Origin of the sequence: Chitinophaga horti (genome assembly GCF_022867795.2) — a bacterium.
Taxonomy (GTDB): Bacteria; Bacteroidota; Bacteroidia; order Chitinophagales; family Chitinophagaceae; genus Chitinophaga; species Chitinophaga horti.
Genome location: NZ_CP107006.1, coordinates 1,268,407 through 1,292,417, shown reverse-complemented (window position 1 = coordinate 1,292,417; position 24,011 = coordinate 1,268,407). Strand labels below are relative to the sequence as shown.

Genomic DNA, 24,011 nt, shown 5'->3' with positions numbered 1-24,011 from the left:
TTTTTACAAATATTCTATCAGTTCGATGCGGTTGCCGAATGGGTCACGGAAAAACAGGCGTTCACGGCCTTCTATGAGGGAGGAATACGATACCTGGATGTTGTTCGTCTCCAGGTATTCTTTCGCCTTGTCGAGATCATCTACCTCAAACGCAGGGTGACGGCCGGATACGGGGCCTGTCATCGCTTCTTCCACGATATGCAGTTGTATATCGCCCATTTCGTACCAGGTGGCACTGCGCGGGTGATTACCGGGGATCTCAACCAGTTCCAGGATGCCGCCGTAGAAGGCCTTTGCCTCGTCGCTTTTTCCGGCCGGGATGGTAATGGCCACATGATCTATCTTTTTAAACCTGAACATCCTTTTACTTATTTAGAGAAACAAATATCGTATATCCGTGGCAATAAACGAAAATGCCACCGTATAGTACACGGTGGCATTGTTATACGTTCGGGTTCAGCTTACTTAACGTGGCTGCTCATCACTTTCGCCAGTTCAAACATAGAGATCTGCTGTTTACCGTTGAAAACTTTCAGCAGTTTTTCGTCAGCGTTGATCATACGTTTGTTAGCGGGGTCTTGCAGACCTTTTTCTTTGATGTAATCCCATATCTTCTTAGTCATTTCTGTTCTGGGCATGGGCGTGTTACCGATTACTGCTGCCAGTTCAGGGCTTGGAGTTAATGGGGCCGCGAGTCCGGCACCGGCTTTTTTCGTTTCTTTTGCCATAATTACGTGTTTTAAAATATAATGCGTACCATAAAATATGCCGGGTACCCGGTTTAGAGAATGGTTGTCAGCTGGTCGATGAGGCCAATCTGGCCCTGATTTATCTTCTGCCTGGCTTCCTTTTCCCCGAACCATTCACCCCGGTCTACCTCCGGAACTTCCACAAACATACCGGATTTTGGTGGCCATTCCAGCAAAAAAGTATTTGAAATGAGTTTAGAAGTGTCCAGATCACCTTCCATGGCCCATGCCTGCACTATTTTGCCCGACTTTTGTCGCACCGGTTCCAGGGGGATAAAGTCGCCTTCCAGCGCGATGCCGGTTTCCTCCTGGAACTCGCGAAGGGCCGCGTGTAAAGGATCTTCGTCGGTTTCATACTCCCCTTTCGGGATCGTCCACACCCCTTCGTCCTTATTTTTCCAGTATGGCCCGCCGGGGTGTACCAGGAAAAACTGCAGGGCGTTCTTCTTTTTACGAAATAACAAAATTCCTGCCGCTCGCTTAGGCATAACCATCAATTTAGGTCGATTTTCAGTGATTTTAACGGATTCCCTCGTCTACCATCGTCTCCTTGTTCACATCCATTTCCAGTGCGGCCGCCTCGTCAACGTCCCGGGTGAGGCGTTTCTTCTTCCAGTCACCTTTCAAAAATACGACCAGCGATACGATGGCGATCACGATATTACTTACCGGAAAAGCATACCACAAACCTTGCGCACCCAGCGTAGTATGGCGGGAAAGCAGGTAGGCTACCGGGAACTGTAATACCCAGATAGACACCAATGCGATGATCATCGACAACACCATGTTGCCCGATCCTTTAAAAACGCCGGTCATCGCCAGTTGAAAGCCGAGGAAACCCCAGGCCAGCGACATCGTGCGCAGGTATTGCGCGCCGCCGGCTATCACGGCCGGGTCTTCCGGAACAAACACGGCGACCAGCCGGGCTGCGAAGACGAAGGCCAGCAGGCCCAGTACACTTAAGAAGGAAAAGGCGATCAAACCGCCCAGGCGGCCCAGCCGCTCGGCCCGTTCAATTTGCCCGGCACCTATATTTTGCGCCACCACGGTCGATATTGCCTGTGAAAATCCAAGCGCCGGGATCATCACCACCTGCAGCACATTGGACCCCACGCCGAATGAGGCCAGCGTAGTGGTACCGAAAGATGTAATAAGGAAGGTCATCATCGTGAGGCCCAGCCCGCGCATAGACTGCTCTATAGAAGCCGGCAACCCCAGGTTAAACGCCTGCCGGATGTACTTCCAGTCTGGCTTAAAATCGTGCGGACGGATATGCACTCCTTGCCGGCCGCGCAGCAAGATGCCCATCCCGATGGCGATGGCCAGCACCTGCGTACTCAACGTCGCCACGGCGGCCCCCATCACTCCCAATGCAGGAAAGCCGTTCCTGCCAAATATCAGTATCGGATCAAGGATATAATTGAGCGTTACCGTGCCCATAATAATGTAAAGAGGAATAGCAGGCCGGCCTACACTGCGCATGAACGACATGAACATGATAAACATGAAGTTGAACGGCAGCCCGATGAACGACACCCGCATGAACCCGAGCGCGCCTTCAAACACCGCCTCACTCACACCCATAAGGCGGATAATATCCGGCGCAAATGTATAGCCCAGGAAGGCCAGCACCACCGATACGAGGAACACCATCAGCATAGTTTGCGCCGCTACATGGTCGACCATACCCTGGTTACGGGCACCTACGAACTGGGCGATGAGTACGGAGCCTGCGATGGAAAAACCGGCACCAACAGCGATAGACACGAACGTAATGGGCGTGGTGACCGATACGGCCGCTACTGCGTTACCGCCCAGGCGGCCAACCCAAAAGGCATCGATCAGCTGGTACGTTGCCTGTAACAATTGGGCCAGTACCAGCGGTACCGCCAGCTTCATCAGGGATTGCAGTAAAGGTCCTTCTAACAGCGAACGCGCGCCCATATCCTTGCTTTTCGACATACAGCGTTGTGGCCCAAATATCAGACCATCCGGATTGTTGATTGTACAAGATAGCGGCAAATGTTGTAGAAAACGACACTAATCCGTCACAATCAGACTTATTTTTGAAGCGATTTAAAACAGCTTCGCCGTATACCTTTATATTTGTTTCAGAAAACGTCCGCTCTTTAAACAATACTAAGCCTCAGCCTGTTATAAGACTAAACAGATACAAAGAACACTAACGCATCATCCGACAGACACAATCCGAGAGCCCTTCTTTAATACCGAGCACTTTTAAACCGTCACGCTAAACAGCACCCTATGGCTGAAGTCATTTTTGAGGACAAGCTCACGTTCGAAGACTTGTGGATATATAGTTATACGCCATCCGGCGAAAAACATCCGGATAAATCACTCCCTGTACACCTGGCCGACGGATGCCTTAAACACTGGACGCTGGAAGATGGCATCGACGTGATTTATAACTGTGGTGTAAAACAATACCACACCTTTACCGATCCGCCATCATCGGCTTACTGCCTTTATTTCGATTTATCGGAATCGCGCGATGCGACAGGCATTTACCGGGTATATTATGGGATGTCCGGCAGCATTGCATCACTGGCCCCGCACAGCCTGCAACTGATCATTGGGCCGGCGGTATTCGGTCACTATTTTACGAACTCCAACGACAGCAGCCACGAGATGGCGGGATTGAAGAAGATGCTGCAACCATCGGGGTTCAGGGGTATGATGTCTATCAACCTCCGGATGCTGCAGGCGCTCATGAAAATACCACTTCTTGCCCTGCAGGAAACGGCCGACCTCCACAAACTCCGCAGCTGTACGTATGAACTGCTTTCCCTCTTCATCAATGAACTGATCGATCCGGCGCCCATCTTCAGTAACCGTTCGCTGAGCGGCGCCTGCAGGCTTATCGAAGTAAATGATGCGATCGCGGCTAATACCGATGAAGACGTTCCTCCATTGGAAGAAGCCGCCCGCCGCGCATGTATGTGCCTTACCAAGTTCAAAAAGTTATTCCGCGTTATCTATCATACAACGTATCACAAGTATCATCAACGCATCCGGTTATTAAAAGCAAAGGAAATGTTCCGGTTGGCAAATATGAACATCACCACCATCGTGCATGACCTGGGCTACAGGAACGCCGGCCACTTCGCCCGGCTGTTCAAAGAATGTTTTAACATATCCCCGAAGGAATACCAACGGCAATTTGAAGGTTTGGTATAGACACTGCATTAATCAATCTATATGGAGAAAAGCGATACCCCCGACAGGATCGTAGTGAACATCTCATGGTTATTAGACACCACGGAGCCGGTAGATCTGAGCAAGGAAGATACGGGCGATAGCTACTGCAAACACTGGCGTATAGACGCAGACATGGCGGTAGTATACCTCCGCTATAAAGCCTCCCGGCCTTTAATACTTCGCCACAACAGCACACAATCGCTTAGCCTGATCGGCTTCACCGGCCACCAGGCCGCCATATACTTCACTATCGCCGGTAAAAAAACGCCATTGGGGCAAATGACGAGATATGCGGCTTTCTTCACGAACACCTTATTGGATATTGCATTAGATGCAGGACAAACACTCATCCTGCTGGCGGCGGTAATGACACCCTCCTATCTCCAATCCCTTCGCGTTACCGGCGACCAGGCCCCTACCTTGTTTGCGCTGGCTCCCGATCAGCTGGACACGATCTATTACCTGGAACGTCACCTGCACAACAACAGCGCCGACTTCTTCTATATAAAAGGCATTATACAGCAATTGCTCGCCCAATCGTTGCCCGCTACCCAACAGCCCATACGCAGTACGCAAAAACCGGAAGTGCAAAGGCTTATTCAACTGGTAAATGACTTACTGCAGGACTTTACCCGTCCCAGTCCGCGCATCGCCGATGCGGCCGCCAGCATTGGCGTGAGTCCCTCGAAGTTTAAAGCGATGTTCGTGAAGTTGTATAAACAGAGTTACTACAGTTACCTGCAACACCGCAAGCTGGAGCGGGCCAGGGAAATGCTGATACATGGTGAACAATCTGTGGCAGATATTGCTTACTCGCTCGGCTACTCTTCGGGGAGCCACTTTACAAGGTTATTCCGCAAGAAATTTAAGGTATCGCCGCAGGCGTTCAAAAATGACCCGACACCAGGAGGTACCCAGCCGTGAACAGGCAGCCCATTGTAATCCAGTAAAGCGTTTCGGTACACAGTCTCAAACTTTTTTCTTTCATAGTAATAGATTTTGGATGATGGAGGAAGAAGGATTCCCCCGGTTGAAACCTGGGGACCAATTTTCTGATTGCTCTAACCAATTGTAAAGACACTCTACATATGATTAACGCATTTGCGTTAGCGTTTGATGAGAAGATCTTGTTTCCCGAAGTTCCGTTTTTAGCACGGGAAACGCGTACACGTTCAGGTCGAATACTATCATGATACGGCGTTAAAACTTTTTTTACGCTACTGACATAAGGTTGTCACTGCCCCGTCGTTGCTTTGTATTGTCAAACAAAAACACTTAAACCATGGCAAACAACATCATTGAATCCGCAGCATCTGTTATTACCCCTGAAGCATTAAAAGCCCACTGGCAAGGCCACCGTGGCCTGTCGCGCCGCATTATTGAAAACTTTCCCGAAAAGGAATTGTTTGAATTTTCCATCGGCGGCATGCGCCCGTTTGCGATGCTGGCCCTGGAAATGACCGACCTGGCACAAGGCGGCGTGAGAGGACTGGCTACCGGCAACTGGAGCTACGGCCCCGGCATACCTCGTTACATGGATGAGGCGCGTGGTGGCATTAACACCAAAGCTGACCTGCTGGCCTTGTGGGACGAAGTGACAGCCGACATCGAGCAGTACTTTCCGCAGATTGCTCCTGAGCGCTGGCAACAGGTAGAAAAAGCGTTTGGCATGTATGAGAATACAAACATCGGTACTTTCCATTACCTGCTGGAAAACGAGATCCATCACCGCGGGCAAGGATACGTGTACTTACGCGCATTGGGCATTGAACCAACTCCCTTCTGGGAACGTGGATAATGTTGAGGGCCGGGGTTTACGCCCCGGCTTTTGATTTGAAACAAATGTCGCAATCTGCCCCCATTTTGTCTCAGTAGCCCACCAGTTGTTGTGTTGGATAGCTGTAAGTTTGAGGTATCATTCACCTCAAAAAGAAAAGACCATGTTAGGCGTAAATCCTTATCTGAATTTCAAAGGCACCTGCCGGGCGGCATTCGACTTTTACAAGTCGGTATTCGGTGGAGAATTTGTATCCGTGATCCGGTTTGGAGATCTGCCCGAAGCCTGCCCCGGCGTTGAAGATGAGATCATGCATATCAGTCTGCCGATCGGCGATGGCAGCATGTTGATGGGCAGCGATTTCCCTGGTGGTGTCGAAAAAGCGATACACGGCAACACCGTATTTGTTTGCCTGGGCGGCGATGACGAAACCGAATGCCGCCGCCTGTTCGATGGGCTGTCGGCCGGCGGTGAGGTGCACGAGCCGTTTCAACAAGCGCCATGGGGCGACATCTTCGGAGACTTTACCGATAAATTCGGCATTAAATGGATGGTGAACTGTCTTGGTACAAAAGCGTAACCGCCAGCTTAACCGATAGAGGACTGCCTGCGGGCGGTCCTTTTTTTCGTTGTGGCCGGGGTGGTAATTACGCCATTTTGAGGGGTTGATCGCGACAGCAACTTCCACTAGTTTTGAAGGTATGAAACAGATTGCCATCATCATCCCCCAGGGCGAAACAAGCCTGAGCAATATAGAAGCCACCCACAAGATGTTTACCAAGGTGAACGAGGCCGTGGAGCGCGCAGGCAAGCCGCCGCTATTCCAGGTGAGGCTGGTGGGCCTGCAACCGGAAGTGCGCCTGGGCAATGGACTGTTTACCATCAAACCTGAACTGTCGATTACCGATCCATTGCGGGCCGATATGGTCGTGATACCGGCTACGCACGGCGATATGCGGGAGATCATCACGCAGAATGAAGCCTTTGTTCCCTGGATCGTTCGGCAATATGCAAGCGGGGCCGAAGTGGTATCGCTGTGCATCGGGGCGTTCATACTGGCTTCTACCGGCTTGCTGAATGGAAAATGTTGTACTACACACTGGCTGGCGGCTGCCGAGTTCAGGGAGTTGTTCCCGGAAGTGAAGTTGCAGCCGTATAAAATACTCACCGACGAGAGCGGCATTTATACCAGTGGCGGTGCTTATTCTTCCCTTAACCTGATCCTGTATCTCGTAGAAAAGTATGCCGGTCGTGATATGGCGCTGTTGTCGTCCAAAATATTCGAGATAGACATTGATCGTAGCAGCCAGTCGCCCTTCATCATCTTTAACGGGCAAAAAGAGCATGAAGATGAACCCATCAAAAAGGCGCAGGAGTTTATAGAAAAGAATTTCACCGAGCGGATCACCGTTGACCAGCTGGCAGCTGCCTTTGCGCTGGGCCGCCGTAACCTGGAGAGACGGTTTAAGAAAGCAACCTCCAATACTGTGGTGGAATATATACAGCGTGTGAAAATAGAAGCTGCCAAACTGAGCCTGGAAAGCACCCGCGAAAATGTAAACGAAGTGATGTATAAAGTGGGCTACACCGATCCCAAAGCCTTCCGCATTACCTTCAAACGCCTTACGGGCTTGTCTCCCGTACAGTACCGCGCCAAATACAACCGGCAGATCGCCGTATAGCGGCGATTTATGGTGTTCTTTTTGTACCGGAACCTGCATGCGCAAGGATTTGGCAGAAAAAGAACAGCACGGTTTTACATGGATAGACCTTTCCAGCCCGGACGATCCGGAGTTTGGCGCCATTGCCCAAACTTACGAGCTGCATAAAGCCTGGATGAAAGACGCCTTGCAGGCCGACCATCTTCCTAAATTCGAAAAGCAAAAGCAATACAGCTTCGTGATCATCCGTCACTTCGATGGCGAGCACGCGAGTTCACAGGCCGATACGGTGAAGGAACTCACAAACAAAGTGGCCATATTTCTCGGCGAAGATTATATTATTACCCTTCACTATAACGGCTGGACGGCCCTCGACGACATTGCCGAGCATGCCGTAAAGGACGGTGACTGTACGGCACCGCTGCAGGTATTGATCGAAATCGTACGGGCAGCGCTCAACAGTTTCGAAGCCCCCGGCATGAAGCTGAATCACTCCATCGACCTTTATGAAGAACAGGTTTTCCTAAAGAACCGTAAAGGGCCTATGCTGAAGGGCTTGTATTACATCAAACGTAAAGTGGATGTGATACGCCACCTGTTATTGCTGAGCAAGGATGTGATCGAACGGCTCGACCCACCCGGCCGCGACGACATGCATACCCGCGACCTCCGCGACCTGTACGTAAAGCAGCAAAGCCTTTACGACCTGCTATCAGAGAATACGAATCACCTGCTGGCCATCTACTTTAATGTTTCCTCGCAAAAGACGAACGAAACCATCCGCATACTCACCATCTTCTCGGTATTTTTCCTGCCGCTCACCTTTATTGCCGGTGTATATGGAATGAACTTTGAGTTTATGCCCGAGTTGCGTTGGGTATTCGGTTACCCCGGTGTAATGCTGCTGATGGCGGCCGTCACCGTGATTATTTATCTATGGTTCAAGCGTAATAAGTGGTTGTAATTGCATCATGTTAAAACCCATCTGTCATGGCTTTATCAACGTATAAAAAGAAGCGTAGTTTTTCGAACACTCCCGAGCCCCAGGGCGGTAAACCCAATAAAAGTGTATTACGATTCGTGGTCCAGAAGCACGATGCGAGCCGGCTGCACTACGACTTCCGGCTGGAGATGGAAGGCGTGCTGAAGAGCTGGGCCGTACCCAAAGGCCCATCGTTGAACCCCACGGATAAACGCCTGGCGATGATGGTGGAAGACCATCCGTTCGATTACCGGAGTTTTGAGGGCATTATCCCGAAAGGCAACTACGGCGCGGGTACCGTGATCGTGTGGGACGAGGGCACGTACGAACCACTGGAAAGCACGGGAGATAAAAAGAAAGACGATAAAGCGTTGTTGAAACAGCTGGCGTCCGGCTCACTGAAGTTCACGCTGCACGGGCAGAAACTGAATGGCGAATTTGCGTTGGTGAAGTTGAAGAATGCCGAGAATAATGCGTGGTTGCTGATCAAACACAGGGATAAATATGCTAAGGAAACGGATGTAACGCGGAAGGCACGCTCGGTGGTGACGGATAGAACGTTGGAAGAAGTGGAGAAAGCGAGTGACAGGATTTATGGGGAGAAAAGCGGTGTATCAACAGCGAAGAAGGCGGCTGCATTAGCACCTAAGAAGGTAGCTGCGGCTAAGAAGGCCACTGCATCAACGTCGAAGAAAGCTGCTGCATCAACAACTAAGAAGGCCGCTGCCAAAAAAGCAACTGCACCAGCGCCTAAGAAAGCCGCGGCAAAGAAGGCGACTGCATCAACATCAAAGAAAGCTGCTGCAAAAAAGGCAACCGCAAAAGCTGATAAAGCCCTCACCCCCGATCTTCCAAAATCCCGCACCACGGCGGCGAAAGCCCCCGCAGCAGCCGATCTGAAGAAAGCACCGAAGAAAGCGTTCCCGAAAACGCTCTCCCCCATGCTGGCCACCCTCGTAAACAAACCGTTCGACGAACCAGGCTGGCTGTACGAGATCAAATGGGACGGCTACCGCGCGGTGGCGCTCAGCAACAAAGGAACGGTGGAACTCATCTCCCGGAATAATAAATCTTTTAACGATAAATTTTACCCCGTACATGCCGCCGTTGAGGACTGGGGCATCAATGCCATTGTTGACGGAGAAATTTGTGTGATCAACGATGAAGGCGTATCCAACTTCGGCAATTTGCAGAACTGGCGCAGCGAGGCAGACGGGCAGCTGATCTATTACGTATTCGACCTCCTATGGCTGGATGGCAAAGACCTTACGGGCCTGCCACTCACCGAACGCCGTGCATTACTGGCCCCGCTGGTACCTAGAGACAGCATCATCCGGTTGAGCGACAGCTTCTCTACCACTGCTACCGAGTTCCTCGAAGCGGCGGCGAAGATGGGGCTGGAAGGTATTATTGCCAAAAAGGCCGACAGTCTGTATTACCCCGGCGAACGCTCGCGCGAATGGCTGAAACTGAAGATCAACAAGCGACATGAAGTAGTGATCGGCGGCTTCACGAATAACGAAGGTTCTGCAAAGACGTTTAGCTCCCTGCTGGTGGGCGTTTATGAAGGCAAACAACTCAGGTACACCGGTAAGATCGGTACCGGTTTCAACACGCAGCAACAGAAAGAAATGATGCAGCTCTTCAAACCGCTCATCGTGAAGAAAGTGCCTTTCACCGAAACACCCGATGTAAATAAACCATCCCGCTTCCGCCCCAATCCGCCACACGCCACGGTTACCTGGCTGAAGCCCGAGCTGGTATGCGAAGTAAGCTACACCGAAATAACCAGCGATGGGGTGATGCGTCACCCAAGTTTTGAGGGCATGCGGGAGGATAAAAAGGCCAGCAGTGTAGGTGCCGATATCCCGCTGAATACCGCGGAGGTGTTGGAGGACGAGCAGCCGAACCCGGTAAAAAAACTGGTGAAAGGCGCAGGTAAGACAGATCGCAAAACGTTGCTGAACCCTAGCGAAAAGAGCCAGGTACGACAGATTCAGGGCCATGAACTCAGCTTCTCTAACCTGGATAAAGTATACTGGCCGGATGATGGCTACACGAAACGGGATATGCTGAATTACTACTACCAGGTAGCGCAGTATATATTGCCATATCTTATTGACCGGCCACAGTCGCTGAACCGCTACCCGAACGGCATCAACGGTAAAAGTTTTTACCAGAAGGATGTAACCGGCAAGGTACCGGATTGGGTGCAGCAGTTCCCATACACGACGAGTGAGGGCGAAGACAAAAACTTCATGGTGCCGCAAACCGAGGCCGACTTGTTATACATGGCCAATACCGGCGCCATTGAAATGAACCCCTGGAACAGCACGATCCATAACCCGGATAACCCCGACTGGTGTTGCCTCGATCTTGATCCGGATACCGGCAATACGTTTGAACAGGTGATCGAAACGGCGCTCACCGTGAAGCAGGTGCTCGACGAAATGGGCATCGAAGGTTATCCCAAAACCTCCGGCTCTACGGGCATTCACATCTATATTCCGCTGGGTGCCAAGTACGATTACGACCAATGCCAGCTGCTCGGAAAAATCATCGCTACGCAGGTAAATGAACGCCTCCCAAAGTTCACCAGCATCGAACGCATGACGCGCAACCGCAAAGGCAAATTGTACATCGACTACCTGCAAAACCGCGCGAAAGCAACGCTGGCCGCCGCTTATTCCCTCCGCCCCAAGCCCGGCGCCACGGTATCCATGCCGCTGGATTGGTCGGAAGTGAAGAAGGGATTGAAGCTAAAAGACTTTAACATCAAAAATGCGATGACCCGCATCAAACGGAACGGGGATATTTTTAAACCGGTTTTGGGCAAGGGTATTGATCTGGCTAAACTATTGAAATAAAAAAGCAGCCGCTCCCAATCAGGAACGGCTGCTATCATTAATGGTGGTTTATTTTACTTCAGTACTTCCGCCAGCTTCTTACCCAACGCTTCACCCCGGAGGTTAGTCGCAATGATGCGACCTTGGGGATCGATCAGGAAGTTGGCAGGAATCGCCTGTATGCTGTACAGCTTCGATACCGCATTTTGCCAGTAGTGTAAGTCACTTACCTGCGTCCACGTTAAACCGTCTTCATGGATTGCATTTAACCAGGCGGCTTTATCCTTTTCACGGTCCAGCGAAACGCCTAACACCGTGAAATTTTTGTCTTTGTACCGGTTAAACGCCTCGACCACATGCGGATTTTCCGCCCGGCAAGGTACACACCACGATGCCCAGAAATCGAGCAGCACGTATTTGCCACGAAAATCTTTCAGGTGTACCATTACGCCCGCAGTATCCTGCTGCGAAAATTCCGGAGCCATCTGCCCCACGGTGATCGCTTTCAACGCTTTTATTTTGGCAGCCATCTCTTTCCCGGCGGAGCTGGATTTTGCAGTGGCGGACAATGTCTGGAATGCAGAATCCAGCTGTTCCAGCGAAGGTGTTTGTCCGAGGTAATCATTTACCAGCGTCACTACCACGGGCGATTCCGGATGGGCCGCTATGAACTGTTTCAGTTGTTGCACCTTTTCTGTGTTCAGCTTTGCAATAGCATTACTGTATACCATCTGAACAGTGTCGCGCTTTAACGCCAGGGGACGCATAGCATCGAGATACTGCTGGTAGCCATCGTTCATGGGCGTGCCCGACATGCGTGCATTGGAGGCCACATCCGGGCTCTTCAGCGCGATGGTACCGGCTTCCAGGAAAACGTTACCACTTTCCATAGAGTAATAACGTCCGTTACCGGTGGGAGAAATGAAGTAGGTGGCTTTTACCGTTTTTGGCACACTGCCGCTTACCGAAAACTTTCCGTCGTTGATCCGGAAGGTATCTGCGCGGCGCTCCGTGCCCGCTACATAGTTCAGCACCCCATAGGCAGGCGCGTTGTAATGGCCGATTTCCCCGTTCAGGATAAACTTCTCCTGGGCGACGGCCTGTAATGCGGCCGCCGATAATACGATTGTCAATAAATGTTGCTTCATGTTGGTTTTTGTTTGTTATCGTTCGCGGTAGGTGAGACTCACTACTTTCCCTAGTCCTTCATAAGATTTATACAATCGTAACGGCCCGTTAATGCCGGGTACGTTGTATAATTCCATCACACCGGAAGCAGATGGATTGCCGGGTTCATATGTGCAGATCGCCAGTTTCCGGGACAATTCGGTGTAAAACGCGTTAGAAATGGCAGCCTCCAGTGAGAGAAAACGATGGAACTTCATGACGCTGATCCGGCGATTACCATAGTCCTTCATAAGCACAGATTTCTTCAGCGAAAAATCGTACTCATATACTTTGCTGCCCACGCTGTAAAAAACGTAGCCATATTCCGGACTTACACAGAAGTGCTCCGCCAGCGCCACATCTGTTCCGGTGATCTCCTCGTAAAAGTTTTGTTTCGCACCAGTGGTCATAAACCTGGCCAGAAACACTTTATTGTCAGTCCGTTTCAACACGGCGAAGGCCTCCCCCCATTGTAGGTAGAATAATCCATCCACATCAGGTTCATATCCGGCTGGGTGTAGTTAAACAAAGTGGCATTGCTCATAGACAGGCAGGCCGAACCGCTGGAGGCAAGGCGAAGAAAGGTCTTATTGTCTTCGTTGAAAACGATAGACGACGATGCGCCGAGCGCCACGTATGGGGAAGGTTTGAAGAACGTCGTATTGGCATCCTGCCTGTTTACGGCGTTCGAAAAGTTGCGCGAGTCTACCCGGTGCAGCCTGTTTTCCGCATACAGTACACCGCCATAGATACGCAGGTAAATGCGTGAGCCCGTGTAGTCTACCGGCTTCTGGGCTGTTGCAACGAATTGATTGGTAAAATCTGCCGTAGGATTGTAATCCAGTGAGTCGCGCCCTAGCAGGGTGGCTTTGTTCGCGGTGGCGATAAAAGTGGTATTCGTACCATTGCTGGGAGCCAGCAGCGTATACGCAACGGACACGAACGCGGGCCTGCTGTCGGTTTTGAAGCCCGACCTCACACTATCCAACACATTCCTGTACAGTACGTCCAGCGGACCACGGCGGGATATCATATCGAGACGGCTGGTGCCGTTTTCCATATCACAAAGTGCCATCCAACCTTCATAAGATGGTGAACCTACCGTGAGGGTGAAAATCACGTCGGTAAAAACGTTCGTCCGTTTGTCAGTTACACGGTAAAACATTTCATAGCTGCCATACGCGATGCGCAAGGTAGTGTCAAGATCACGGCTGGTCGACAACACTTTCGGCACCCCGGTATAACCGATCAGGCGGTTCTGCACCCAGGCGTAGCTATAGTTAGCAGTATCTTCCGGTATGCCATCTGTAAAACTCAATTGCGGGCGGATCGTTAGCCGGCTACCAAAATCGAGAATGTACAGTGAATCTACACCCTTGATGGAGATGCGGTTGATCGCCGTATAATCATAATTCCCCTTATCCTTCATACATGCGTTCAGCAGCATGCAGGTAAATAGCAGTGATATATTTAAAAGTTGTTTCATTTCTTCAGGTTGATGCGTGAAAATGTTACTGTGCGGCAGGCCCCATGACCATAACCGAACCGTCTGTGTCGTAGATGGTATTGCCCGCAGCCCGTTGCGCGTTGAGGTACCGTTGCATCGTTACAGAAAAGTTGTTCAACTGGGTCGACGAGTATAATGGCGAGTTATAAAACTGGCTGAGCGACAGGCTTTGCGTGGCGATCATCAATTCGAGTTTTGCCCGTGAATAGGTGCCCGCATACGCCTCACTGGCGTCCCACGCAAAGGGCCGGTAAAGAATGTCTTCTATCTTCACTTTCCACTGTGTGGCCTTTACCGCCGGGTTTACGGCATAGTTAAATACCTTCATATTGGTCGTAAAATGCTCGTTGGGCACCAGGTCGAGCACCAGCTCAAACGCCTTTTCACGAAGGTCTGCCGGCCTGTTGATGATGATGTTAAAACCACCGTCTACACCATTGGCCCTGATGGCCAGGCTGTCGGCCGGGGAAAGTATTACGTAATGTTTGCCGGCTTCCGCAGTGGTCAGTTGCTGGTTCACCTGTAGCGTATAGGGCCGCACTTGCGGAGCGCCCTTACCCAACACCTGCACGGGGATAAAAAACGTGTCGGCCACATCCTTCACCAGGGAGAAATTTACGTTCAGCGAATCACGCTGCACGGTGGTCACGAAGAAATTAAAGTAAATGTCGTTGGACGACTTGAAGGTCAGCAGGTCGCTTTGGTTACAGGCGCTAAGCAATCCAACTGATAAAAAAATATATAACCGTAATAATTTCATACAATACTGTTTAGTTATCTGAACTCAGTTTCAAGCAGGGGTACCGGTGGTACGTATTGTGCGTTGGTCATGTTAATCGTTCCGTTAGGTGCTACGCCGCTCGGGATGGCCGCTTTATTCAGGCGTTTATAGTAAAAGAACAATTGCCCTTCTCCCCAAAACTCTTTTCGGTACTCGCGGTCGAGATAGGATTGTTTGTCACCCGCAAATGTTACATCGGGCAGGCCCCTGTTCATGCGTATGGTATTGAAGAACGATGCGGCCAGGGCTTCGTCCGGCTCACACTCCGCAACGATATAATACATCTCCGACAAGCGTATCAATGGTTGAAAATGGGTATAGGGCGTTCGCTGCGCGGCATCATACTTAAAGAAGGTTTTAATGGCGGAGCTGGATATTGCATCCACATAAAACCAGTTGCGATAACGGATGTCATTGGCCTGCCCCTCGAACACGCTTTCGAGGTTAGCAGCGTCCGGCCTTAACAGGTTGGTGCGGTTATCCATCGAGCCGGCTTTAAACCAGGTGAGATGCGTGGCGTTCATATCGCCGTTCTCAAAGCCGGTGATAATCTCCGTAGAAAATACTCGGTCGGGCCTTGCCACACCGGAGGCCACTGCTTCAGGGGAAACGAACGGAAAAAATTGTCCGCCTTCATTGATCACTTCCTTCGCCGCCGCGAGTGCCGCCGGTTTATTACCGCGATACAAAAACGCACGGGCCATCAGCGCCCTGATCGTGAAGTAATTCATGCGTCTGTTCCGCATGCGGAAAAAGCTGTCGCCGCCATCATTTACTTGCGGCTTCACGCCTTCAGTTCTCACGGGATCCTCCTCGAGCAAGCCAGCCGCTTTGCTAAGATCAGCCAGGATGTTTTCCATCGCACGGTTAGCGGGCAGCAGCGGCTGTACGTCTGTACCTGGCAATACCGGGTAAGGAATAGCATTTCGCAGCGAGTCCTTTGCATATACGGGCCCGAATAAACGCAGCAGGTCAAACGCCAGGCACGCACGAATGGCATAAGCCTCGCCGAGCATCCACCGTTTTTCGGTGGCCGACAAAATGCCCTGGCTGGCCTCCACGTTGTAAATAAAAAGATTCGTATTGAGGATGCCGGCATAGGCAGCCTGCCAGATCTTGCCCAGGCGGTTCATCGCATAAGCGTCGTTGTAGTTGTAACGGGCAACGCTGTAAAACGTGTCGGCGGTGCTGGGAGCGGTATAATATTGCGCCATCACGTCCACCGTAGTAGCACCGAGTCCTTCGCCGTATAATCCTGGCTTCGCCATATTCAGGTAGATGCCGACTAACGCATTTTTGATTGTTGCTGCATTGCCATATACCTGTTTGTCGAGAAATTTGTCCACCGGCTGCACATCCAGGAATTTATTGCAGGCGGCAAAAACGATCAGCAACAGGCATAAAAGAGATGAAAGAATATATCTCATAAAGTAGTTCAATTTAAAAGTAGAGGTTTACACTACAGGCGAGCGCGTTACTGAACGGATAGTCGATGCCGCGTTCTGCCCGTATGTTGGACAACCGGAAGATGTCATTCATGTAAGCGTTGATACGCAGTCCCTGCAAGCCCGACTTGCGCAGCCAGGGATGGTATTTAGGCAGAAACTCATAGCCGGCATTAATAGATTCACCCGACAAATAATTCTCGCGCTGTACAAACCGGGATGAAAGCGGTGTCACATCCGTAATGCTGATGCTGCGGAACTGAGCTTCATCGCCCGGTTGCTTCCAGCGAAGCTCCAGCGCACGTTTATCCTGGTTATACTGTAACGCGCCGCGTGAAATATTTTCCACTTTGTTGTACAGTGCGCGGTTAAAAATATAATTGCCGATACTGTAACGTAGATTGATGCCCAGCAAAAATCCTTTCATATTCAGATTAGAGCTGAGTACCCCCTCGATTTCCGGCCGGCCATTACCCTGTGGTACAATATCCTGCGGATCGTAAATGAAAGTGCGTTCGCCATTCTTCTTCTCAAACACTTCCTTGCCTGTAGCAGGGTCTATGCCCAGGGAGGTCACTGCCCATAATTCGTCCGGACTGTACCCGTCCGTATACCGCAGCAGCGATGCGGAAGCCTGTGCCGTTTCGTTCAGCGTTTTCAGCGCATTGGAAACCCCGTCATACTTGCTGGTATACATCCCACCGGTGTACCCGATCGTCCATACCATGTTCTGTTGCGGGCGGTACACCGGCGAAAAACGCAAGATGGCTTCTGCGCCTTTCGTGCGCATTTTGCCGACGTTGAATGGCATTACCGAAGTACCGGTAGAAGCGGGTACAGAGGCAGAAGTAATCAACGGGCTGGAAAGCTTTTCATAAGCGTTCAACGTTAACATCAGGCGGTTGCCGAATAAGGCGGCATCTATACCCACGCTCGTGCTGCGGGTATTTTGCCATTCCAGGTCAGGATTACCCAGCTGGTCCAGGTAAAGGCCCTGCCCAAATATACTGAGGTGATTTTCGTATTTAAAGATCGAAGAGGAGGCAAAGCTACCCAGCGCCTGGTTACCTGACGTACCGATGTTACCGCGCAGGCGGAGCAGATCTATCCACCGTACTTTATCAAGGAAACGTTCGCGGTTGATCGTCCAGCCAAGCCCCAGCGACCAGAAAGGCGAATATTTATTTTCCGCGCCGAAAGAAGTGGAGCCGTCTAAACGATAGTTAATGTCCGCATAATAACGGTTATCGTAAGCATAGTTAACACTGGCCAGTGCATTTACCCTCCGCACGATCACCTCGGTGTAAGTGGGTTTAGTGCCGGTAATGAACCCGTAGGCGAATGCCGGATTGGGCTCCACGCCTACCGGGAAGCCTGTAGCAGCAAAAGACTCCACGGTATTTTTCTGTTCCTGTATTTCACTGCGGATATTGCCGGTAATGCTATGCACTTTGGCCAGCACTTTACGATAAGTGAGCATCACATTTCCCTGGTAGCCACCCTGGTCATTTCGTGCGTTACGGTAATATCCCTTTTCGAATACATCCACCTGGTCGTACATCGTATTGGCAGATGGCGTAAACACGATATTGGTCGTAATACCTTTCGTAAGCTGCAGCCCACCGGAGAGGCGCAGTTCCGGCGAAATGTCGTACAGCAGGTTCAGGTTGTTTTGTACATTAAAGCTCTGGCTGTTATTTTTAGCATTAAGTGTGGCATTGTAAAGTGGATTGGCGACGCGCACCGTATCCAGTCTGAAGTCGGCCGATCCCCTGGCCGCCTGGTACACTTCGAGGTATTTGTCTGTATTTAAACTCCCATCGGGCCTCGTTTTGCGGTAGTAAGGATTTACACGCACGAACGTACTAAAAGAGCCGTAAGGCGATTCGTCTGCGTTATAGCCGTTGATATACGTCTGGTTAGTCACATTTATTTTCTTATGACGATAACTCAGGTCTACCGTACCGCTCCAGGTATCGCGGCCACTTCCTTTCATGACCCCATCCTGTTTCCGGTAGCTGCCGGCAACACCGTACTGAAACTCCTGGCTACCGCCGGATACCCGCAGCGAATGCCCGTTACTGAACGCATTCCTCACCGGCACGTTCAGCCAGTAAGAATTTACACCGCTCTTCACTGCTGCCAGCCGCTCATTGTACTGGCGGGCAAGGTAAATGCTATTGAGGTGGGTACCATCGAGGTACATGCCCGCCAATTGCTGAAATTCAAGGTTCTCGGCGGCATTCATCATATTATAATCGTGCAGGTCGGGAATTTCCCAGCGCAGGTCGGCTGTATAAGAAACACTCATGCGGCCCGGCTGCGGAGGCGTGGTTTCCACCACCAGCACTCCATTGGCCGCACGCGACCCATAAAGTGCGGTTGACGACGCGTCTTTCAGCAACGTGATCGACTTCACCCGGTTCATGTCCAGGTCCATAATTTGACGCAGGCTGGTTTCCATCCCATTTAGAATAAACAAAGGCTGGTTCGGGTCGCTGGAAAACTGGTCTCGCACTTCAGTGGTGGTCAGACTGGTTTTACCCCGCATTTCTATTTTAGGCAATTGGTTGGGATTGGAACCCTGCAGATTATCGACCGCGATGATGAACGAGGGGTCCAGTGTACGCAGGCTTTGAATAATATTGTTATTGCCGATCGCCTTTAGTTCCTGCCCCGAAAAGGAAGCCACGGCCCCGGTGAATGTCTGTTTGCTGCGCGTAAACATGCCGGTACGGATTTCCACGTCCTGCATGGTACGTACGGCTGCCTTAAGCGTGATCACCTTTGTAACAGCCGGCGGCCAGGCCGCCATCACCTCCGTTGTGAAACCAACAAAACTCACTGCTACAGACGTTTGCGCGTTTGGAACACGTAGGCTGAAATAGCCGGAGGCATCGGTTTGTGTCCCTTGCCCGCCCGTGCGTACGGGCATCACCGTAGCATTCGGCATGCCCGTTCCATCCTGCATCACCACTCGTCCCTTCAGCAACAGCGACGTGTCTGCCACTACCTGTTCATGTGCATGTAGGTCGGAAGATGGTTTAATGCGGATGCTGTTGTCTGGCGTCACCACGCCTACCGCTTTACCGTTTAGGCATAAGGATATCACATCGCCAAGCGGCATATTTCGCACGTCCAGGCTTACCGGACCTACACTTTGGCTGATGGTTTCGTTACAAATAATGGAAATGCCCGTTTGTCGTGATATTTCTATCAATACCTTTTGCAGCGGCGCACGTTTTACGGATAGTGTTACTTTCTGGCCAAAGCTGCTTGCAGTTACATGTAAACAGGCAGCCAGTAATAGCAGAGCGGTAATTTTCATCACTCTATAGATTTTGGTCGTTACTCCCCATAGCCAGGGGGCTTTTCCCGTTAAGGTAAAAGTCATACTTTTGGTTGATTTTGATAGTTTCTGAAAAAAGTCTGTCAGGACGTTCGAAAGGAGTATCAAAGTTGTGGCGGAAGTGTTAGCGCACTTCCGTTTTTTTATGCACTCCATTAATGGTTGTTTGTTCAGCTTATATGCATACAGTTGGTTTTATTTAGACGTTACGATCAGTTCGCGACCCGAGATGGTGAATTTTACTTTATCGCTTTCCAGCATGGCCAGTACGCTGGTGATCGGAAGATGACGGCTTACGCGGCCGGCGAATTTTTCATGCAACGGTGCCTGGTCGTACTTTACATCCACATCGTACCAGCGTTCCAGCTGGCGCATGATCACCGGCAGCTCCACATCCGTAAATTCGAAGAAACCTGTTTTCCACGCGGTTACTGTAGCCACATCTACCTCGGGCACCGTGTAAATGGCACCCGTTTGGGCCAGCACCGCCTGCTGCCCGGGCCGTAAAACCACCTGCGCTCCGTTCCTGCTCACTTTTACCGCGCCAGACACCAGGGTGGCGCTTACCTGGCTTTCATTGGTATAGGCCATAATATCGAAACTGGTACCGAGTACTTCCACGGCCATGTCATTCACCATTACTTTAAAAGGTTGGCTGCTATTTGGTTTGATCTCGAAAAATCCCTGTCCCTGCAGTTCTACCCGCCGCTCGCTGCCCGAAAAGGATACCGGGTAACGCAAAACAGAGGAGGCATTAAGCCATACATGACTGCCATCGGGCAAACTCACCTCGAAGTGACCGCCCCGGGGTACGGTAAGGGTGTTGTATCCCTCCGCTGTACCGCCGCCATCGTATACCAGCTGACCGTTGTGCTGACGAATACCCTGCACGATTACCTGGCGGCCAGTACTGTCCAGCTCTACCACAGTGCCGTTGCCAAGTGTCAGCTGCGCTTTACTGCTGCCCGGCACGATGACTGTACCGGTAGCCAGTCGGCTGTGCTGCCCCCCAAGCTCCCACTGCCAGGCTCCAAAGGCCAGGGCGCCCAGTAATATGGCAGCCGCCGCGTAACGCCACCAACGCATCCTGCGTACGGGCGGGCGGGCAGCTGCTATGATCTTACCAAATAACACTTCGCCCCGCACAGCATCCGTCGTAGGTGCAAAGGCATTATCACGAAAAGCAGCATCGATCAATACTTCCAACTCCTGCTGGTGCGCGGCAGATTGCAGCATATGATGGAACGTGTCCCGCTCCGCCGGCTGCAATTCGTCGGCCAGGTATTTGGCAAGTAGATCTTCCAGTGTTGGTTGCATAGTCGCTTTTTGAATAGTCCGCACCTTAAAGACGCGGGAAAAACGTCCAGGTATTAGCCGGCCGCTAACTTTTTTTTCGGGCTACACACGGATGACGCTTCCGCAGGTAAATACATGCAAAAGCCGAATGAATATCAGTGGAATTTACCGGGCAATGATCGTGAGCACCAGCCACCAAAGCATGGTACCCTTATCGGTATTGGTGTGGAGATAATGTTTAATAGTGTGAAGTGCTTTGTTCATATGCACTTTAACGGTCGACACAGAGATGTTCAGTTGCGCCGCGATTTCCTGCTGAGAGAGGCCTTCTTTGCGGCTTAACTGGTAAATGCGCTGCTGCTGGGGCGGTAGAAGTGCTACCGCGCGGCTGATCAGCTCCTGCGATTCCTTTAGCGAAAGTACTTCGTCGGGTACAGGCACGTCGCCGGGTAAACTTTCATGCAAGTGCGATTCAAGCGGGAGATGCGCCACTTTTTTGCGTAAGGCACTGATGATCTCGTTGCGGCCGGTAATAAACAGGTAACTGTCGAATTTTTGAACCGCGGGCAGGTCGGCCCGTTTAACCCATATTTTTACGAATACATCCTGCACTACATCGTCCGCCATCGCGGCAGACTTCGTGTAGGCGAGCGCCATGGCATGAATTTTACCCCAATAGCGATCGAATACCACTCTGAAAGCGGCTCCGTCGCCCCTTGCGATGGCCTCCAGCAATTCCGGCTCATTATATACAGCACCTTCGTTTAGCACCAAACCTTCACCAGTTTTTTTAAATTCAAGACTTAAAGGGTTTAAAACCGGGATGTGGGCTAAAGATACATATTGAGGATTATATTTTATGGGTTGTTTCAAGTGGCATCAGAGGGTGATGTAACTACAACTGATCCCGCGTTTCCATCAGGGCAAAACCAAGCAGGTTCAGTCCCCTCCAGTTGTGTACGTTCATCACACCCGGATGATCTTTCGCCATGCCAATACCCCAGATGTTATCTACCGGGCTGGCTTCTACCAGGATGCGGCTGCCCGTGTTTTTGAGGAACGCGCCCATCTCAGGATGCTGCCGGTACTTATGCAGGTTACCGGCTACGACGATATTAAAACGGGCCGCGTTCCAGGCATCGTTATCGAAACCTAACACCTCTCTGCCTAACTTTTTGGCCTCAGCCGGGGTGCGGCAGGCCACGATCTTTTCGAAAGCGGCAGTATCATTGAACAACAAGGCCTTCTGTGCCATCATCCAGTGTTCGGCGGTTTTGTAAGTATGTCCATCTGCTTCAAAAGGAGATGGATACCACTGGCTGAAGCACGACTGGTCTACCACATCGGCCTGCCGGGGAGTGTGGCCCCAGAAGAATATGTATTTCAGGGTGGCGTTACTGTCTTGCTGCGCCTTCAGCCAATCGATATCGTACATAGTTGCGAAGTTAAAGGACTGGCACCGAAATCTAACCATCCACCGGCACCTCATCCACCACCGGCGGCGTCGCATCGGACAAAATAATCAGTTTCGTGCGGCCATCTTCCATGATGGCGACGTTAATCCAGTATGACCAGCCTTCGGCCGGGATTTGTGCGTCGAGGCGGGTCGCGTCCTGGTAAATGACTTTTCCTTTTTGCTTTTTGATGGCGCTGGCGTAAAACTTCAATACCTGCGCGGGCTTCGGACGTTTGGCCGGTGTGCCATTGTATTTAAACACTTCGGCGTAGTAAAAACCTCGTTTGGTGAAGGTGGTTACCTCACCAGTGCTGTCCTTTTGTTTCAAAGCGATGACAGATACGGATTCGGTCCAGGAGTCGTCGGAAAAAAACTGTGTCATAGTATCCAATGCTACGGGCGGATACCTGGTTTTACCCTGTGCGAATAAGGAAGTTACGGCGAGCAGACCGCAAGCGAGCAGGAATAATCTTTTCATAGGATGGGCTATCAATTTGGCACCAAATATATAAAAAAACAAACGCCGGCAAACTGCCGGCGCTGTTAAATTTATGCTTTGTATTTTCGTTCTATGTTCGGTAATAGTCCGGTAAGTATGCCGATAAGCGGCAGGTACGCGCACACTGCAAATACATAAGCAATGCTCGTAAGGTCAGCCAGCTTACCCAGCACCGCCGAGCCCAGGCCGCCCATCCCGAAGGCGAGGCCGAAAAACAGGCCGGCAATCATTCCTACTTTACCTGGCACTAACTCGGTAGCATACACGAGTATCGCACTAAAGGCAGATGCGATCACCACGCCGATGACCACCGATAAAACGGCGGTCCAGAACAGGGGAACGTACGGCAGTAACAGGGTGAACGGGGCAGCGCCCAGGATAGAAAACCAGATGATGTATTTCCTGCCAAAACGATCACCGAGCGGCCCGCCAATAAAGGTGCCCGCCGCCACCGCGCCCAGGAAGATAAAGAGGTATACCTGCGATTGCTGTGTCGTGATATGGAACTTATCGATCAGGAAGAAGGTATAATAACTGCTCATGCTGGCCATGTAGAAATACTTCGAGAAGATCAGCACAATCAGTATGCTCAGCGCCATGATCACCTTGCCACGCGAGAACGGCGACACGAGCAATGGTGCGTTACGAGCAGCCTTCTCCGCCAGGTGAGCGCCGTACCACGCCGATACGCGCGATAACACGAGTATACCGGCCAACGCTACGATCGAGAACCAGGCAATGCTGATTTGTCCGTACGGCGCTACCAGCAACGCTGCCAGCAAGGGGCCGATCGCACTGCCGGCATTACCGCCCAGCTGGAAGATGGACTGTGCCAGACCTTTCTTTCCGCCAGATGCCAGGTGTGCTACGCGCGACGACTCCGGGTGAAATATCGATGAGCCGATGCCAATGAAACTAACGGAGAACAGGATGTTGTAAAAGCTATTGGCAAACGCCAGCGCGATGAGGCCAGTAAGGGTAAATGCCATACCTACCGGTAAAGAATACGGCCTCGCCCTGCGGTCGGTATACACACCTACCAGCGGTTGCAGCAACGAGGCGGTCAGCTGGTACACCAGCGTAATCAACCCGATCTGCGTAAAGTTTAGATGGTATTTCTCTTTAAAGATGGGATATACAGAAGGGATCACCGACTGCAGCATATCGTTGACGAGGTGCGCAAAACTGATAGAGAATAAAATGGAGAAAACGGTCTGCTGCACCGGCTTTGCTGGCTCCGCAGCCACAGATACGGATGTATCTTTCATAAAACTGTA

Annotated in this window: 22 protein-coding genes; 7 read left to right on the top strand and 15 right to left on the bottom strand. The window is 51.2% G+C overall.

Annotated elements, in window-relative coordinates; all coding sequences use genetic code 11:
- Positions 1-3: 3 nt before the first annotated feature.
- The 4 genes from MKQ68_RS05360 to MKQ68_RS05345 form a co-directional block, all read right to left on the bottom strand.
- Positions 4-360 (bottom strand): VOC family protein, encoded by a 357-nt coding sequence (locus MKQ68_RS05360; RefSeq protein WP_264282393.1) that lies wholly within the window; start codon positions 358-360, stop codon positions 4-6.
- A gap of 101 nt (positions 361-461) precedes the next feature.
- Positions 462-728, bottom strand: a complete 267-nt coding sequence (locus MKQ68_RS05355; protein ID WP_264282392.1) for an SWIB/MDM2 domain-containing protein — start codon at positions 726-728, stop codon at positions 462-464.
- A gap of 53 nt (positions 729-781) precedes the next feature.
- Positions 782-1,237: an NUDIX hydrolase gene (locus tag MKQ68_RS05350; RefSeq protein ID WP_264282391.1), complete on the bottom strand. Its 456-nt coding sequence runs from the start codon at positions 1,235-1,237 to the stop codon at positions 782-784.
- Positions 1,238-1,268: 31 nt separating this feature from the next.
- Entirely contained in the window at positions 1,269-2,711 is a 1,443-nt protein-coding gene (locus MKQ68_RS05345) for an MATE family efflux transporter (protein WP_264282390.1), read from the bottom strand.
- Between the two features lie 303 nt (positions 2,712-3,014).
- Here MKQ68_RS05345 and MKQ68_RS05340 point away from each other — a divergent pair, with 303 nt between their 5' ends.
- From MKQ68_RS05340 to ligD, 7 genes are all read left to right on the top strand, one after another.
- A complete protein-coding gene (locus tag MKQ68_RS05340; RefSeq protein ID WP_244845521.1) occupies positions 3,015-3,947 on the top strand; it encodes a helix-turn-helix transcriptional regulator in 933 nt (310 codons plus the stop codon).
- Between the two features lie 21 nt (positions 3,948-3,968).
- Positions 3,969-4,892, top strand: a complete 924-nt coding sequence (locus MKQ68_RS05335; protein WP_264282389.1) for a helix-turn-helix transcriptional regulator — start codon at positions 3,969-3,971, stop codon at positions 4,890-4,892.
- A gap of 358 nt (positions 4,893-5,250) precedes the next feature.
- Positions 5,251-5,766, top strand: a complete 516-nt coding sequence (locus MKQ68_RS05330) for a DinB family protein (RefSeq protein WP_244845523.1) — start codon at positions 5,251-5,253, stop codon at positions 5,764-5,766.
- Between the two features lie 142 nt (positions 5,767-5,908).
- Positions 5,909-6,325: a VOC family protein gene (locus MKQ68_RS05325; RefSeq protein WP_244845524.1), complete on the top strand. Its 417-nt coding sequence runs from the start codon at positions 5,909-5,911 to the stop codon at positions 6,323-6,325.
- 121 nt (positions 6,326-6,446) lie between these two features.
- On the top strand, positions 6,447-7,427 hold the full coding sequence (locus tag MKQ68_RS05320) for a GlxA family transcriptional regulator (protein WP_264282388.1): 981 nt from the start codon (positions 6,447-6,449) through the stop codon (positions 7,425-7,427).
- A 37-nt stretch (positions 7,428-7,464) separates the two neighbouring features.
- On the top strand, positions 7,465-8,370 hold the full coding sequence (locus tag MKQ68_RS05315; RefSeq protein WP_264282387.1) for a magnesium transporter CorA family protein: 906 nt from the start codon (positions 7,465-7,467) through the stop codon (positions 8,368-8,370).
- A 26-nt stretch (positions 8,371-8,396) separates the two neighbouring features.
- Positions 8,397-11,255: a DNA ligase D gene (gene ligD / locus MKQ68_RS05310; protein WP_264282386.1), complete on the top strand. Its 2,859-nt coding sequence runs from the start codon at positions 8,397-8,399 to the stop codon at positions 11,253-11,255.
- A 53-nt stretch (positions 11,256-11,308) separates the two neighbouring features.
- Here ligD and MKQ68_RS05305 read toward each other — a convergent pair whose 3' ends face one another.
- From MKQ68_RS05305 to MKQ68_RS05255, 11 genes are all read right to left on the bottom strand, one after another.
- Entirely contained in the window at positions 11,309-12,382 is a 1,074-nt protein-coding gene (locus MKQ68_RS05305; protein ID WP_244845529.1) for a TlpA disulfide reductase family protein, read from the bottom strand.
- 15 nt (positions 12,383-12,397) lie between these two features.
- Complete coding sequence (locus tag MKQ68_RS05300) at positions 12,398-12,853, bottom strand: hypothetical protein (protein ID WP_264282385.1); 456 nt, start codon at positions 12,851-12,853, stop codon at positions 12,398-12,400.
- A complete protein-coding gene (locus MKQ68_RS05295; protein ID WP_244845531.1) occupies positions 12,847-13,887 on the bottom strand; it encodes a PKD-like family lipoprotein in 1,041 nt (346 codons plus the stop codon). Before MKQ68_RS05295 ends, MKQ68_RS05300 begins: the two co-directional genes overlap by 7 nt.
- Positions 13,888-13,912: 25 nt before the next feature.
- Positions 13,913-14,668 (bottom strand): DUF4843 domain-containing protein, encoded by a 756-nt coding sequence (locus MKQ68_RS05290; protein ID WP_264282384.1) that lies wholly within the window; start codon positions 14,666-14,668, stop codon positions 13,913-13,915.
- 14 nt (positions 14,669-14,682) lie between these two features.
- Positions 14,683-16,116 (bottom strand): RagB/SusD family nutrient uptake outer membrane protein, encoded by a 1,434-nt coding sequence (locus MKQ68_RS05285; RefSeq protein ID WP_264282383.1) that lies wholly within the window; start codon positions 16,114-16,116, stop codon positions 14,683-14,685.
- A 13-nt stretch (positions 16,117-16,129) separates the two neighbouring features.
- Entirely contained in the window at positions 16,130-19,462 is a 3,333-nt protein-coding gene (locus MKQ68_RS05280; protein WP_264282382.1) for a SusC/RagA family TonB-linked outer membrane protein, read from the bottom strand.
- Between the two features lie 216 nt (positions 19,463-19,678).
- Entirely contained in the window at positions 19,679-20,800 is a 1,122-nt protein-coding gene (locus MKQ68_RS05275) for a FecR family protein (protein WP_264282381.1), read from the bottom strand.
- Between the two features lie 144 nt (positions 20,801-20,944).
- Positions 20,945-21,550 (bottom strand): RNA polymerase sigma factor, encoded by a 606-nt coding sequence (locus MKQ68_RS05270; RefSeq protein WP_264283635.1) that lies wholly within the window; start codon positions 21,548-21,550, stop codon positions 20,945-20,947.
- Positions 21,551-21,674: 124 nt separating this feature from the next.
- On the bottom strand, positions 21,675-22,214 hold the full coding sequence (ybiA, locus tag MKQ68_RS05265; RefSeq protein ID WP_264282380.1) for a riboflavin biosynthesis intermediates N-glycosidase: 540 nt from the start codon (positions 22,212-22,214) through the stop codon (positions 21,675-21,677).
- A gap of 31 nt (positions 22,215-22,245) precedes the next feature.
- On the bottom strand, positions 22,246-22,713 hold the full coding sequence (locus MKQ68_RS05260) for a hypothetical protein (protein WP_264282379.1): 468 nt from the start codon (positions 22,711-22,713) through the stop codon (positions 22,246-22,248).
- 71 nt (positions 22,714-22,784) lie between these two features.
- Positions 22,785-24,002, bottom strand: coding sequence for an MFS transporter (locus tag MKQ68_RS05255; protein ID WP_264282378.1), 1,218 nt, complete (start codon positions 24,000-24,002; stop codon positions 22,785-22,787).
- Positions 24,003-24,011 lie beyond the last annotated feature (9 nt).